This window comes from Polaromonas sp. LjRoot131 (assembly GCF_964252805.1).
In the GTDB taxonomy this organism is placed as follows: domain Bacteria; phylum Pseudomonadota; class Gammaproteobacteria; order Burkholderiales; family Burkholderiaceae_C; genus Polaromonas.
The window spans coordinates 192,022-204,950 of sequence record NZ_CAXUPF020000005.1; the positions used below are offsets into that span (position 1 = coordinate 192,022).

A 12,929-nucleotide genomic window follows, 5' to 3' on the forward strand; every position below is an offset into this window, starting at 1 on the left:
TTTTACTTGACCCGTTTCAGCGAAGGCCGCGCGCGCGGCGGCTTGGGAGGTTCAGGGTTGTCGGGGCCGCCGTCTTGCGCATCGGGTGCGCTGTCCGGGACCAATTGCATGATCTTGCCCTCGGGTCCATCCGCCACCGGACTGTGCTGTGCCGGCGCGGAAGCCGGCGCAGCCGCAGGGGCCGTCAAGCCGGCATCGCTCCCCGCCTCGGCACCGGAAACCGGGCCGGCGGCAGCGGGCACCACCATGGGAAAAGCCATGCCCTGCCCGTTTTCACGGGCATAGATGGCGATCACATGGCTGATGGGGACCATGATTTCCCGGGCACTGCCGGCAAAACGGGCCTTGAACTCGATGAAATCATTACCCAGCTTGAGCGACGAGGTCGCGTCAAAACTGATGTTGAGCACGATTTCATTGTTCTTCACGTACTCGCGCGGCACCTGGACGGTGTCATCCACCGACACGGCCACATAGGGCGTGAAGCCGTTGTCGGTGCACCAGTCGTACAGCGCCCTTATCAGGTAAGGTCGCGTCGACGTGGCGTCCAGGGCGTTCATGAATTCAGCCAAACTGCTTGTCCGGAAATCGGGCGATGGAATTACTTCCGCATGACCTTTTCGGACGGCGTCAGTGCTTCGATATAGGCCGGGCGCGAGAAGATGCGCTCGGCATATTTGAGCAGCGGCGCGGCATTCTTCGACAGGTCGATGTCGTAGTAATCGAGGCGCCACAGCAAGGGCGCGATGGCCACGTCCAGCATGGAGAAATTGTCGCCCAGCATGAACTTGTTCTTCAGGAAGATCGGGGCCAGCTGCGTCAGGCGGTCGCGGATGTGGGAACGGGCCTTTTCCAGCGCCTTTTCGTTGCCCTTGGACGCGCGCGATTCCAGCGTGCTGACGTGGACGAACAGCTCTTTCTCGAAGTTCAGCAAAAAGAGGCGGACGCGCGCACGGTCGACCGGGTCGCCGGGCATCAGTTGCGGATGCGGAAAGCGCTCGTCGATGTACTCGTTGATGATGTTCGACTCATACAGGATCAGGTCGCGCTCGACCAGGATGGGCACCTGGCCGTAGGGATTCATCACGTTGATGTCTTCGGGCTTGTTGTACAGGTCGACGTCGCGGATTTCGAAGTCCATGCCTTTTTCAAACAACACAAAGCGGCAACGGTGCGAGAAGGGGCAGGTTGTGCCTGAATAAAGGACCATCATGGTGCGGAACTCCTAAATACAAAGGAGTGGATACATATAAAAAGCATCCACTCCAGAAGGTGCCGGGAACGAGGCCCCGGCGAAAAAATTACTTGACGTCTTTCCAGAACGCCGCATTCAGGCGCCAGGCGACGAAAGTCAAGCCGAGAAGGAAAAGCAGCACCCAGACACCGACACGGATGCGGGTGTTCTGGGCCGGCTCGCCCATCCATTGCAGGTAGCTCACGAGGTCACCCATGGCCTGGTCGTACTGCAGCGGTGTCATGGAGCCGGGGGTGACCTGCTTCCAGCCTTTGAAGATCGCCACTTTGTGGCCGTGCTCTTCCTTGTAGTCGTACTGCGGTTCGCGCTCACCCTGCAACTCCCAAAGCACATGCGGCATGGCAACGCTGGGGAAAGCCAGGTTGTTCCAACCCGTGGCCTTGGTCTCGTCGCGGTAGTAGGTGCGCAGGTAGGTGTAGAGGTAGTCGGCGCCGGTGCCGTTGTGGCCGGCGCGCGAACGCGCGATCACGGTGAGGTCGGGGGGGTTGCCGCCGAACCAGTCCTTGGCCTGTTTCGGGTCGATCGCGGCCTTCATGGTGTCGCCCACTTTTTCAGTGGTGAACAGCAGGTTGTCCTTGATTTCCTTGTCGGTCAGGCTGATGTCTTTCAGGCGGTTGAATCGCATGAAGGCGGCGGAGTGACAGTTCAGGCAATAGTTGACGAACAGCCTGGCGCCGTTTTGCAGGGCGCCCATGTCGTTGGTCTTGTCAGGGGCTTTGTCCCAGGCGATGCCGCCTTCCGAAGCCTGTACGCCGGCCATGAGGCCGAAGGCGGTAATCAGCGCAAAAATAATTTTTTTCATCGTTTTATCTCCAGCTCTCAGTGACCGTGGAAAACAGGACGGTCCGGCGGTGTCTTGGGGGTGCCCACACGGCTCCACCACGGCATCAGGATGAAGAAGCCGAAGTAGAACAGCGTGCCGACCTGGGAGACGCGCTCGCCGATAGGCGACGGCGGCTGCACGCCGAGGTAGCCCAGCACCAGGAAGTTGACGACAAAAATGCCGTAGAGGTATTTGTGCCACTCGGGGCGATAGCGGATCGACTTGACCGGGCTGTGGTCGAGCCAGGGCAGGAAGAACAGGATGACCACGGCACCGCCCATGACGACCACGCCCCAGAACTTCGCATCGATGGACAGCAGCAGCGCGGCACCCACGACGGCGGCACCGAGGATGACAGCCTTGAACAGCACCGGCATACGGAATTTCCAGGCGCTGAAGCCAGCAGCAGCCACCACGCACAGCACCAGCGCATACAGCATCTCGCTGGTAATAGCGCGCAGCATCGAGTAGTAAGGCGTGAAGTACCAGACCGGGGCGATGTGCGCCGGCGTCTTCAGCGGGTCGGCCGGAATGAAGTTGTTGTATTCGAGGAAGTAGCCGCCGAATTCGGGCGCGAAGAAGATGATCGCCGAGAAGATCATCAGGAAGACGCTCACGCCGAAGATGTCGTGCACCGTGTAATAGGGGTGGAAAGGAATGCCGTCCAGCGGATGGCCTTGCGCGTCCTTGGGCGCGTTCGGGCCCTTGATCTCGACGCCGTCGGGATTGTTGGAGCCGACTTCATGCAGCGCGATGATGTGCGCGGCCACCAGGCCCAGCAGCACCAGCGGCACGGCGATCACGTGGAACGCAAAGAAGCGGTTCAGCGTGGCGTCGCCCACCACGTAGTCGCCGCGGATCAGCAGCGCGAGGTCGGGGCCGATGAAGGGAATCGCGGCGAACAGGTTGACGATCACCTGGGCGCCCCAGTAGCTCATCTGGCCCCATGGCAGCAGGTAGCCCATGAAGGCTTCGGCCATCAGGCACAGGAAAATCGCGCAGCCGAAAATCCAGACCAGCTCGCGCGGCTTGCGGTAGCTGCCGTAGAGCAGGCCGCGGAACATGTGCAGGTAAACCACCACGAAGAAGGCCGAAGCGCCCGTCGAGTGCATGTAGCGGATCAGCCAGCCCCAGGGGACGTCGCGCATGATGTATTCGACCGAGCCGAAAGCCAGGGCGGCGTCGGGCTTGTAGTTCATCGTCAGGAAGATGCCGGTCACGATCTGGATGACCAGCACCAGCATGGCCAGCGAGCCGAAGATGTACCAGAAGTTGAAGTTCTTCGGTGCGTAGTACTCGCTCATGTGCTCTTTGTAGAGCTTGCTGGCGGGAAACCGGTTGTCGACCCAGTTCATCGCCTTGGCGGCGAGCGGGGCATCGGGGGAAATTTCTTTGAATTCAGCCATAACTGATCCTGGTTCGGTGGGGTTCTTTGGCAAGCGCCGGATAGGTGCGTCTGGGTGTCGGCGGCTATCTGGCGCTGGCTACAGGGTCTTGTGAAGGAGCTTGGGGAACAAAGCGCCTTCAGGCCTTCTTGTCTTCACCAATCAGCAAGCGGGTGTCTGAGAGGTACATGTGCGGGGGAACCTCGAGGTTGTCGGGCGCGGGCTTGTTCTTGTAGACGCGGCCGGCCATGTCGAAGGTCGAGCCGTGGCAGGGGCACAGGAAGCCGCCGGCCCAGTCGTCGGGCAGCGAAGGCTGGGCGCCGGGCTGGAACTTGTCGGAAGGAGAGCAACCCAGGTGCGAGCAGATGCCGACCACCACCAGCGTTTCGGGCTTGATGGAGCGATTTTCGTTGCGGGCGTACTCAGGGGTCAGTTCGTCGGGCTTGCGCTCGGACTTGGGGTCGGCCAGCAGGGCATCGACCTTGGGCAGTTCGGCGAGCTGCGCGGGGGTGCGCTTGATGATCCAGACCGGCTTGCCGCGCCATTCCACCGTGATTTTTTCACCGGGCTTGACGTCGGAAATATCGACTTCGACGGCGGCGCCGGCGGCTTTGGCTTTTTCGGAGGGCTGGAATGTGCTGACGAAGGGAACGGCGGTGGCTGCGACGCCTGCGCCGCCCACCACGCAGGTGGTCACGAGCCAGTTTCTTTTATCTTTGTCTACGGGAGCGCCGTGCGGCACACCATTCACGCTTGCTTCGCTTGCTTGGGTCATGAGAGTCCTTCAAGAACTGGCTTGAAATAGGCATAGTGGGGTCAACCCGCAATTGTAGCGGAGCGCGATGCCGGTTTTCAAGGCAAGCGGCCGTATCCCGGTGGCCCGAAGCCGCGCCGCGGGCTGCTGTCTGCCTGTTTTTTAGGCATCGCCTGGACCGCACATACTTTGTTTCAAGCCAGGCCCGCGCGCGGGCCGCGCCGGCAGGCCCAGCCTTGATAATGTTTTTTCCAACAAGAGGAGAGACTTCATGGGAATGATGCAGGAATTCAAGGAATTTGCCGTCAAGGGCAACGTGATCGACCTGGCCGTCGGCGTGATCATCGGCGCGGCCTTCGGCAAGATCGTCGACGCCGTGGTGAGCGACCTGATCATGCCGGTGGTGGGCCTGGTCTTCGGCAAGCTGGATTTTTCCAGTATGTATGTGCTGCTCGGCACCGTGCCGCCCGGCACCGACATGTCGCTGGACGCGCTGCGCAAGGCCGGCGTGCCGGTGTTCGCCTACGGCCACTTCCTGACCGTGACGGTCAACTTCGTCATCCTGGCCTTCATCATTTTCCTGATGGTCAAGCAGATCAACCGGCTCAAGCGCAGTCACGAAGCCGCGCCAACGCCGGCGGCAACCCCAGAAGACATCGTGCTGCTGCGCGAGATCCGCGACAGCCTGAAAAAGTAGGCCGGCAAGGCGTCAGCAAGCCGCAAGCCGCCGCGCCATGCGCACGGCGGCCAGCAGGCTGGAGGCATCGGCACGACCGCTGCCCGCAATGTCGAAGGCGGTCCCGTGGTCGGGGCTGGTGCGCACCAGCGGCAGCCCCAGCGTCACGTTGACGCCCTGCTCCACCCCCAGGTACTTGACCGGGATCAACCCCTGGTCGTGGTACATCGCGACCACCACGTCAAACTCGCCGGGCTTGCCGGCGGCATGGCGTGCCCGCATGAACACCGTGTCGGGGGCGAAGGGGCCGCTCACATCCAGGCCTTCCGCGCGGGCGGCGGCAATGGCCGGGGCAATGATGGTTTGCTCCTCACGGCCGAACAGCCCACCTTCGCCGGCATGGGGGTTGAGCCCGGCCACCGCGATCCGCGGAGGGTGTCCCAGGCTGGCACCCACCGCGCTGTGCGTGATACGCAGGGTTTGCAGCACATTATCGAAAGTGACCGCCTCGATGGCCTGCCTCAGCGACATGTGGATGCTGACCAGCACGGTGCGCAGCTCGTCATTGGCCAGCATCATGCGCACCGGCACCTCGCCCACGGCTTTGCCCAGAAACGCGGCCGCCTCGGCCTGCAGCATTTCGGTGTGACCCGGAAAACCGGCCGCCCAGCCACCGGCGGCGGCCAAGGCCTCCTTGTGGATGGGCGCGGTCACCAGCGCCGCGGCCTCGCCGGCCAGTACGCGGCGCGCCGCCCAGACAATGCAATCGGCCGCGGCCTGGCCGGCCGTGGCGCTGACCTGCCCATAGGGAACCAGGCCCGGCAGTGCGCACTGCTGCAGCACGGGAATGCAGCGCGGCGGCACGCCGGGCAGGCCGGCCAGGCTGTCCAGTTGCGCCACCGGCAGGGCCAGCGGGGATGCGCTCAGTTCAGCGGCGCGGCGCAGCGTGGCCACGTCGCCCACCACGGCACAGCCGGCGAGGTCGGCGGGCGCCTCGCGAAAAGCTTTTGCGATGATTTCCGGGCCTATGCCGGCCGGGTCACCCATGGTGATGAGCAGCGGCTTAGCCACAACGTACCCTTCGCCGCATTACGGCAAATTCCAGCGGCAAGGTGCATTCCGCGGCCGGACGGACCATAATCGCGAAAAAATGGGTATGCCTGCGAGCGGCGTGGCGCTGCGGCGGGCAAAAAAACACGAGGGGTTCGGGCAGATGCATTCTTGGGGTATTTTGGCGCAAACCACAGCGCAGCGGCCGGCAGGCCCCGGCACGCAGCGCTGAGCCGGCCATGAATGCGGCCGTCCACCCCATGATGCCCGGCGCCGACATGGTGCTGTGGAGCGCGGCCGCCGGCGCACTCGGCCTGGTGGTCCTGCTGGCCTTGGCCGATACCTTTTACAGCCGCACGCGCGCCGCCTCGCAGACACTGGCCTACCTGGCCCTGTGCTGGGTGGTGGTGACGCTGCTCAGCGGGCTGCCCGCCGCCATCTGGCCGGACGCGCAAGATTCGCTGACCACGGCACAAATCCTCGCCGGGCCGCTGTGCGCGGCCATGGGCAGCTACGGCGCCAGCCAGTGGCTGTCGGCCCACCAGCGCGACCACCTGATGAAAGTCAGCCTGCTGGCGATGACCCTGGTCTGCCTGGCGGGCGGGCCGCTGTGCCTGCTGCTCGCGCCTGAATGGCGCCTGCCGGTCTCCGGCGCGCTGGCGATCGCCAACCTGTCGGTGGTGCTCTGGCTGTCGGTGCGCGCCACGCAGCTGGGCGACCGGATGGCCTGGGGCCTGGCGCTCGGCTGCCTGCTGACCCTGCCCGCGCAAATCGGCCTTTACGGGCTGGCGCTGAATACCAGCCGACCGCCGCTGCTGCTGCAGGCCGGCGTTGCCCTGGCGGCGCTGCTCAGCGTGCTCATCACCGCCGCGATGCTGTGGCTGCGCAACCACCAAATCCGGCAGATGATGCAGGGCGAGGTGTCGCGGCGCGACCCCATCACGCAGCTCTACGACGGCGTGGCCATGGTGCAGAAAATCATACGCGCGCAGCGCCGGCGCCAGCGCACCCGGCGCGACGGCGCCCTGATGGCCGTGCTGCTGTTCGAGCCCGAGCGCCTGTTGCCGCAAATAGGCCAGGCAGGCCTCAACGACATTTACATCCAACTGGCGCGCCGCATGCAACGCCACACCGGCACCGTGAACCCGGCGGGCCGCTACTACGACCGCTGCTTCGTGGTGCTGCTGGAGACCATGCACTCGCCGCGCTGGATACGCACGCTGGGTCTGCGCGTGGCCACCAGCCTGCGCCGCCCCCTGGACGTGGCCTCGCTGGACGGCCGGCACATCCGGATCTCGCCGGACATCGCCGTCGGCATCGTCCACCTGTCGGCCGCCGGCAAGGATGTGGACCAGTTGCTGCACGAAGCGCAATCGGTCGCTGAAGCCGCACGCGCGATGCGCTCCCGCGCGGCGCTGCTGGACCCGGAAAGCCGCAACGCCGTTCCGGTGGAACATGCCGAACTGGGCTCCAGCTGGCGCGCCCTGCGCGATGCCGTACCGAAGGCGGCTTCACGGCCCCACACCACGAAAACCCCGAAAAGCACGAAAGCCGCCGGCATCAAACCACCCCGGGCCGGCCGGCCGCGCCACAAACCGGCCTGACCCGGCCGCTGCGGACGGAGCTCAGGCCGGGTTGTCGATGTCGATGAACTGGTGGGCCAGGCCCAGCTGCGCCGCGACCTGTCCCGCCACCGCCGGCGCACCATACCGCTCGGAGGCGTGGTGGCCGCAGGCGATGAAGGCCACGCCCATCTCGCGCGCGTAATGCGCTTGCGGCTCGGAAATCTCACCCGTGATGAAGGCATCGGCGCCGGCAGCGATCGCCGCCTCGAAATAACCCTGGGCGCCGCCCGTGCACCAGGCGACCTGGCGGATGGTTTTTTGCGCCGGCCCGGCCTGGACCACAGTCCGTCCCAGCACCTGCTGCACATGCACCGCCAGCGCGTTGCTGTCGGCAAAACGGCCGCCGTCGGCGCGGCTACCCATAAAGCCCAGGTCCTGCTCGCCGAAGCGCCCGCTGGCGGCCAGCCCGAGCTGCAGGCCCAGTTGCGCGTTGTTGCCCAGTTCGGGATGCGCATCCAACGGCAGGTGATAGGCGTAGAGGTTGATGTCGTGCGCCAGCAGCAATGCCAGGCGCTGCTTCATCCAGCCCGTGACGCGGCCGTCCTGCCCGCGCCAGAACAGGCCGTGGTGCACAAAAATGGCGTCGGCCTGCGCGGCCACCGCTGCCTCTATCAGTGCCAGGCTGGCGGTGACGCCGGAGACGATCTTGCGGACTTCGGGCCGGCCCTCGACCTGCAGGCCGTTGGGCCCATAGTCCTTGAAGCGCGCGGGCTGCAAAAGCGCGTCGAAGGCCTGCAGCAAGTCCTGTCGTGTGGTGCTCATGCCTCCATTGTGTCAGGCACTCAGCTTTTCTCGAGGCCCAGCAGTGCGTCCTTCAGCATGAAGTCGGCCGGCACGGTGCCCAGCCAGATGCCCAGCACCATGCGGAAGAATTCCCCGTCGCCGACCGGCGCGCCCTGCGGCTGCTCGGCGATGAAAAAGCTGGTTCCCTTGCCGGGCATGAATTCCATCGCGAACGAATCGCCGGGCATCAGCTTGCTGCGGCCCGAGAAGATGTCGATCAGCCGGTTGCTCGACACCGAATGGCGGCTGACCGCATCACGGCTGGCGTTGTCGGCCATGCCGCGCAGGAAGAGCCGGCCGAGGTCGGTGCCGGAGACTTCGCGCAACGCCACGAACGCCAGGCGGATGGGCGTGCCCAGCTTCATCGCCTCGTCGGCCGATGCCACCTTGCGGCTCGTGTACATGGCCATGTCGTAGACCTGGAAAATGGCCTTGAAGCGTGTGCCGGCGCCGTTGAGCTGCAGCGCGGTGCCCTGCACCACCAGGCTGGCCGGAAACTTTGTCGTGGTGGACGCGGCCAGGACCGGCGACGCCAACCCCGCCGAACCCGCCGCCATTGCCATCGCGCCGCGCGCGAGCCAGGTCCGCCTTGAACATTGATGCATGAATGTCGCCTCCGTTATGGTTGTTGATCCCGGGGCGGCGGTTCCGGCCCGCCCCAGCGGCACGGCCCTGCGGCCGCCCGGAAACATGGTACCGGAGCAAAGCGGCATGCTTGCTTACAGCGGCCGGGGACCCGAAAGCGATAAACTTCATCACCCGGCCGCCCGGCCAGGCCTCCGGGGCTTCACCCCTATTGTTTCCCGCATCCCGCACCGCACCCATCGCCCATCGCCCATCGCTTCATGAAACGTACCTGGCTTCTTTTTTCCCAAACGGTGACCGTCCTGCTGGCGGCCTACTTCGTGGTGGCCACGCTCAAGCCGCAGTGGCTGGACCGCGGCAACACGCCCGGCGTCTCCGTGATCGAGGCGCCGGCCGGCAGCGCGCCGCGCAGCCCGGGTGCTGCCGGTGGTTTCGCTTCCGCCGCCAGAACCGCTTCCGCCGCCGTCGTCAGCATCAACACCAGCAAGGCCGCCGCCAGGAACCCGCACGCCGAAGACCCGTGGTTCAAGTTCTTCTTCGGCGACCAGAGTCCCAACGAACCACAGGGCGGGCTGGGCAGCGGCGTGATCATCAGCGCCAGCGGCTACATCCTGACCAACAACCACGTGGTCGAGGGCGCCGACGACATCGAGGTCATCCTCAACGACACGCGCAAGGCCAAGGCCCAGGTCATAGGCACCGACCCCGACACCGACCTGGCCATCCTCAAGATCGACCTGGACAAGCTGCCCGTCATCGTGCTGGGCAACTCGGACGCGCTGCAGGTAGGCGACCCGGTGATGGCCATCGGCAATCCCTTCGGCGTGGGCCAGACCGTGACCGGCGGCATCGTGAGCGCGCTGGGACGCAACCAGCTGGGCATCAACACCTTTGAGAACTTCATCCAGACCGACGCGGCCATCAACCCCGGCAACTCGGGCGGCGCGCTGGTCGACGTGAACGGCAACCTGATGGGCATCAACACCGCGATCTACTCGCGCTCGGGCGGCTCCATGGGCATAGGCTTCGCCATTCCGGTGTCCACCGCCAAACAGGTGCTCGAGGGCATCGTGAAGGACGGCCAGGTCACGCGCGGCTGGATAGGCGTGGAGCCGCAGGACCTCAACCCCGAGCTGGCCGAGACCTTCGGCCTCAAGCCCGCGGCGGCCAGGGACGGCGGCGTCATCATCACCGGCGTGCTGCAAAACGGCCCGGCCGCGCAGGCCGGCATACAGCCGGGCGACGTGATCACCGCGGTGGACGGCAAGGGTGTGCGCAACGTGAGCCAGTTGCTGACGGCCGTGGCGGCTTTGAAGCCCGGCACCCCGGCCCCGCTGACGGTGCTGCGCAAGGACAAGCAGACCGAAATCGCCGTCACGCCCGGCAAGCGCCAGCGGCCCAGGCCGCAACAGCAGCAGCGCTAGGCTACCGGCGGCCGTTTCAAGGTTTGGCGGCTTCGGCGTCGCCGTCGGTTTCGGGCGGCTTGGTGTGCCTGACGAAAAGCAGGGCGGCCAGGATGCCCACTTCATAGAGGCCTCCGACAACGCCCAGCAGCATGATCATCGAGCCCGCGTCCGGCGGCGTGACCAGCGCGGTGCCGATGGCGGCGGCCACCCAGAAGTAGCCGCGGTATTCGCGCAGTTGGGCCACGGTGAGCACGCCCATGCGCACCAGCAGGATCACCGCGATCGGCACCTCAAAGGCCAACCCGAAGGCCAGGAACATGCCGAGCACGAAGCTCAGGTATTCCTCGATGTCAGGCGTGGCGATGATGGACTTGGGCGCAAAACTCTGGATGAAATGAAACACCTGCCCGAACACGACGAAATAACAAAACGCCACACCGACAAAAAACAGCAGCGTGCTGGAGATCACCAGCGGCATGACCAGTTTTTTCTCGTGCGAATACAGGCCAGGCGCGACGAAAGCCCAGACCTGGTACAGCACCACCGGCAGCGCGATCATGAAGGCGGCCATGAACAGAATCTTGATCGGCACCACAAAGGGGGTGATCACACTGATGGCGATCAGCTTGGAGCCCTGGGGCAGGGTTGCCACCAGCGGCGCGGCCATCAGGTCATAGAGGGCACTGGCACCGGGGAAAAACGCCAGCACGGCTGCGGCGATGCCGATGGCGACCACCGCCTTGATCATCCGGTCACGCAGCTCCATGAGGTGCTGCACAAAGGGCTGCTCAGTGCCCGCGAGTTCGTCGGGCTTGTCGGTGTTGGGATCGCTCATGAGGGAAGTTTGCGCTGGGTGGGTGGCGCCGGGGGATGCGCAAAAAACAGAAGGTCGGCAGGAAGGCTCAAGGCAGGCGGCTCGGCTGCGGACGGAAACGTGCCACGCGGGCCGCCCCCGACTGCGCGCGGGTGCGCACGCCGGAACGGGCTTTGTACCACTGGGGTGTCGCGCCCTGCTTGAGCCGCCACTTCTTTTTCGGGTGCTTGTACTCGGGGAAGACTTCCATGCCCGGCAAGGCGCCTGAGGACGACTCGCCCGTGGCCTCGGCCCAGGACTTCTCGAAGTCGCTGGCATTGGTCTGGATGGAATTTTCGACGTCGCGGGCGGCGCCCTCGACGGTTTCCTTCATCTTCTTGAGTTCGTCCAGCTCCATGGAGCGGTTGACCTCATTCTTGACGTCGGCCACATAACGCTGGGCCTTGCCCAGCAGCGTGCCCACGGTGCGCGCCACGCGCGGCAGCTTTTCCGGGCCGATAACGATCAGCGCCACGGCGCCTATCAGCGCCATTTTGGAAATGCCGAGGTCAATCACTGAATGTCAGGCCTGAATTACGACTTCTGACGGGCTTCGACGTCGATGGTCGTCTTGTCGGCGGCCTGGGCGTTCGTCGTGACGCTGGCAGGTGGCACGGGAACATCGGCGGGAGGCTGGTTGCCGTCCTTCATGCCGTCCTTGAAGCCCTTGACGGCACCACCGAGGTCGCTGCCCATGTTTTTCAGCTTTTTGGTGCCAAAAACCATCACCACGATCAACAGCACGATCAACCAGTGCCAAATGGAAAGTCCACCCATGATTTACTCCTAGTCTGGAATTGAGATGTGTAAGTGCAGGTAAATGCGAAATTGCCGGTTTGCACGGAACTGACTTGATTCTAAAGGCCCGGCCTGTCAGGACGCCGATTACACACATTGCCCTACCGGGTTAGTGTGCTTGCAGGCACCGGGGTTCCCTTTGCTCCTCGATCTAACCTTTCAGCCAGGGGCGGGGGCCGCCTATGACGTGAAAGTGCAAATGATGCACCTCCTGCCCACCTTCGGTACCGGTATTTGTCACGATACGGTAGCCGCCTTCCGGGTACGGGTTGCATCCCTGCTCCAGCGCCAGTTTCGGGGCCAGCACCATCATGCGGCCCAGCAGTGCGGCGTGTTCGGGGCCCACCTGCGCCATGGACGGAATGTGCTCCTTGGGGATGAGCAGGAAATGCACCGGTGCCCAGGGATTGATGTCGTGAAAAGCGAACAGTTCGTCGTCTTCATAGACCTTGCGGCTGGGGATGGTGCCCGCGGCGATCTTGCAGAAAATGCAGTTGTCGGAATGGTTCATGGCTTTATCGGGTCAAATGGGGCTTAAGTGGGCCGATGGCTGTTGAAGCGCATCCAGCCGCGCACGCAGCGGTACAGGTACCAGAGCCACACCACGCCGTAGGCCACAAAGCCCGGGAACAGAAACAGCAGCCACAGCGGCGACAGCAGCACCAGCCAGCCCAGCGTCCACCAGAAGGTGCGGATCATGTAGTTGTGGTGGTCGACGTAGAGCGCGTCGGACTCTTCGGCGCGGCGGATGTAATTGACGATCAGGGCAATCACCGCGAACACGCCGCCGCTGAACCATGCCAGCGTGTGCAGGCCGTACAGCACGTGCATGACAACGCGGTCGTTGGGGTTCTTGCCCTCGAATTCGGCCAGATCGGTTTGCATGGGTCAGCTTCCTGTCACGGTGAAGTCAAAAATGAAATCGGCGGCCGGCAT

General features: G+C 64.3%; 16 protein-coding genes. 3 read left to right on the forward strand and 13 right to left on the reverse strand.

Annotated elements, in window-relative coordinates; all coding sequences use genetic code 11:
• Positions 1–2 precede the first annotated feature (2 nt).
• The 5 genes from ACSQ27_RS21130 to petA all read right to left on the reverse strand — a co-directional run bounded on the left by ACSQ27_RS21130 (position 3) and on the right by petA (position 4,238).
• On the reverse strand, positions 3–560 hold the full coding sequence (locus ACSQ27_RS21130; RefSeq protein WP_436157453.1) for a ClpXP protease specificity-enhancing factor: 558 nt from the start codon (positions 558–560) through the stop codon (positions 3–5).
• 41 nt (positions 561–601) lie between these two features.
• The gene (locus ACSQ27_RS21135) at positions 602–1,213 is read right to left on the reverse strand and encodes a glutathione S-transferase N-terminal domain-containing protein (RefSeq protein WP_007868077.1); all 612 of its coding nucleotides are present in this window, start codon (positions 1,211–1,213) and stop codon (positions 602–604) included.
• Between the two features lie 88 nt (positions 1,214–1,301).
• Positions 1,302–2,057, reverse strand: a complete 756-nt coding sequence (locus ACSQ27_RS21140; RefSeq protein WP_436157454.1) for a cytochrome c1 — start codon at positions 2,055–2,057, stop codon at positions 1,302–1,304.
• 17 nt (positions 2,058–2,074) lie between these two features.
• A complete protein-coding gene (locus ACSQ27_RS21145; RefSeq protein WP_436157455.1) occupies positions 2,075–3,484 on the reverse strand; it encodes a cytochrome b in 1,410 nt (469 codons plus the stop codon).
• A 118-nt stretch (positions 3,485–3,602) separates the two neighbouring features.
• Positions 3,603–4,238, reverse strand: coding sequence for a ubiquinol-cytochrome c reductase iron-sulfur subunit (petA, locus tag ACSQ27_RS21150; protein WP_436157456.1), 636 nt, complete (start codon positions 4,236–4,238; stop codon positions 3,603–3,605).
• Positions 4,239–4,488: 250 nt separating this feature from the next.
• Between petA and mscL the strand changes: the two genes are divergently transcribed.
• Positions 4,489–4,914, forward strand: a complete 426-nt coding sequence (gene mscL, locus ACSQ27_RS21155; RefSeq protein WP_436157457.1) for a large conductance mechanosensitive channel protein MscL — start codon at positions 4,489–4,491, stop codon at positions 4,912–4,914.
• A gap of 12 nt (positions 4,915–4,926) precedes the next feature.
• On the opposite strand, the gene pdxA is transcribed toward mscL, so the two are convergent.
• Positions 4,927–5,964: a 4-hydroxythreonine-4-phosphate dehydrogenase PdxA gene (gene pdxA / locus ACSQ27_RS21160; protein WP_436157458.1), complete on the reverse strand. Its 1,038-nt coding sequence runs from the start codon at positions 5,962–5,964 to the stop codon at positions 4,927–4,929.
• A 218-nt stretch (positions 5,965–6,182) separates the two neighbouring features.
• Between pdxA and ACSQ27_RS21165 the strand changes: the two genes are divergently transcribed.
• The gene (locus ACSQ27_RS21165) at positions 6,183–7,547 is read left to right on the forward strand and encodes a diguanylate cyclase domain-containing protein (protein WP_436157459.1); all 1,365 of its coding nucleotides are present in this window, start codon (positions 6,183–6,185) and stop codon (positions 7,545–7,547) included.
• Between the two features lie 21 nt (positions 7,548–7,568).
• Here ACSQ27_RS21165 and ACSQ27_RS21170 read toward each other — a convergent pair whose 3' ends face one another.
• Both ACSQ27_RS21170 and ACSQ27_RS21175 read right to left on the reverse strand, forming a co-directional pair.
• Positions 7,569–8,330: a Nif3-like dinuclear metal center hexameric protein gene (locus ACSQ27_RS21170; protein WP_436157460.1), complete on the reverse strand. Its 762-nt coding sequence runs from the start codon at positions 8,328–8,330 to the stop codon at positions 7,569–7,571.
• A gap of 20 nt (positions 8,331–8,350) precedes the next feature.
• The gene (locus tag ACSQ27_RS21175) at positions 8,351–8,956 is read right to left on the reverse strand and encodes a chalcone isomerase family protein (protein WP_436157461.1); all 606 of its coding nucleotides are present in this window, start codon (positions 8,954–8,956) and stop codon (positions 8,351–8,353) included.
• A 240-nt stretch (positions 8,957–9,196) separates the two neighbouring features.
• Here ACSQ27_RS21175 and ACSQ27_RS21180 point away from each other — a divergent pair, with 240 nt between their 5' ends.
• Positions 9,197–10,360: a S1C family serine protease gene (locus tag ACSQ27_RS21180; protein WP_436157462.1), complete on the forward strand. Its 1,164-nt coding sequence runs from the start codon at positions 9,197–9,199 to the stop codon at positions 10,358–10,360.
• A gap of 16 nt (positions 10,361–10,376) precedes the next feature.
• Here the strand turns inward: ACSQ27_RS21180 and tatC are convergent, their stop codons facing one another.
• The 5 genes from tatC to ACSQ27_RS21205 form a co-directional block, all read right to left on the reverse strand.
• Positions 10,377–11,177 carry a twin-arginine translocase subunit TatC gene (tatC, locus tag ACSQ27_RS21185; RefSeq protein ID WP_436157463.1) on the reverse strand — a complete coding sequence of 267 codons (801 nt, stop codon included), beginning with the start codon at positions 11,175–11,177 and terminating at the stop codon, positions 10,377–10,379.
• A 67-nt stretch (positions 11,178–11,244) separates the two neighbouring features.
• Positions 11,245–11,712: a Sec-independent protein translocase protein TatB gene (gene tatB / locus ACSQ27_RS21190; RefSeq protein ID WP_436157464.1), complete on the reverse strand. Its 468-nt coding sequence runs from the start codon at positions 11,710–11,712 to the stop codon at positions 11,245–11,247.
• A gap of 17 nt (positions 11,713–11,729) precedes the next feature.
• Positions 11,730–11,972, reverse strand: a complete 243-nt coding sequence (tatA, locus tag ACSQ27_RS21195) for a Sec-independent protein translocase subunit TatA (RefSeq protein WP_436157465.1) — start codon at positions 11,970–11,972, stop codon at positions 11,730–11,732.
• A 172-nt stretch (positions 11,973–12,144) separates the two neighbouring features.
• The gene (locus ACSQ27_RS21200; protein WP_436157466.1) at positions 12,145–12,504 is read right to left on the reverse strand and encodes a histidine triad nucleotide-binding protein; all 360 of its coding nucleotides are present in this window, start codon (positions 12,502–12,504) and stop codon (positions 12,145–12,147) included.
• A gap of 23 nt (positions 12,505–12,527) precedes the next feature.
• Positions 12,528–12,878 carry a DUF4870 family protein gene (locus tag ACSQ27_RS21205; RefSeq protein ID WP_436157467.1) on the reverse strand — a complete coding sequence of 117 codons (351 nt, stop codon included), beginning with the start codon at positions 12,876–12,878 and terminating at the stop codon, positions 12,528–12,530.
• Positions 12,879–12,929 lie beyond the last annotated feature (51 nt).

Coding starts and splice junctions, on each gene's coding strand:
- ACSQ27_RS21130 (WP_436157453.1), bottom strand. CDS start 560: ATGAACGCCCTGGACGCCACGTCGACGCGACCTTACCTGATAAGGGCG.
- ACSQ27_RS21135 (WP_007868077.1), bottom strand. CDS start 1,213: ATGATGGTCCTTTATTCAGGCACAACCTGCCCCTTCTCGCACCGTTGC.
- ACSQ27_RS21140 (WP_436157454.1), bottom strand. CDS start 2,057: ATGAAAAAAATTATTTTTGCGCTGATTACCGCCTTCGGCCTCATGGCC.
- ACSQ27_RS21145 (WP_436157455.1), bottom strand. CDS start 3,484: ATGGCTGAATTCAAAGAAATTTCCCCCGATGCCCCGCTCGCCGCCAAG.
- petA (WP_436157456.1), bottom strand. CDS start 4,238: ATGACCCAAGCAAGCGAAGCAAGCGTGAATGGTGTGCCGCACGGCGCT.
- mscL (WP_436157457.1), top strand. CDS start 4,489: ATGGGAATGATGCAGGAATTCAAGGAATTTGCCGTCAAGGGCAACGTG.
- ACSQ27_RS21165 (WP_436157459.1), top strand. CDS start 6,183: ATGAATGCGGCCGTCCACCCCATGATGCCCGGCGCCGACATGGTGCTG.
- ACSQ27_RS21170 (WP_436157460.1), bottom strand. CDS start 8,330: ATGAGCACCACACGACAGGACTTGCTGCAGGCCTTCGACGCGCTTTTG.
- ACSQ27_RS21175 (WP_436157461.1), bottom strand. CDS start 8,956: ATGCATCAATGTTCAAGGCGGACCTGGCTCGCGCGCGGCGCGATGGCA.
- ACSQ27_RS21180 (WP_436157462.1), top strand. CDS start 9,197: ATGAAACGTACCTGGCTTCTTTTTTCCCAAACGGTGACCGTCCTGCTG.
- tatC (WP_436157463.1), bottom strand. CDS start 11,177: ATGAGCGATCCCAACACCGACAAGCCCGACGAACTCGCGGGCACTGAG.
- tatA (WP_436157465.1), bottom strand. CDS start 11,972: ATGGGTGGACTTTCCATTTGGCACTGGTTGATCGTGCTGTTGATCGTG.
- ACSQ27_RS21200 (WP_436157466.1), bottom strand. CDS start 12,504: ATGAACCATTCCGACAACTGCATTTTCTGCAAGATCGCCGCGGGCACC.
- ACSQ27_RS21205 (WP_436157467.1), bottom strand. CDS start 12,878: ATGCAAACCGATCTGGCCGAATTCGAGGGCAAGAACCCCAACGACCGC.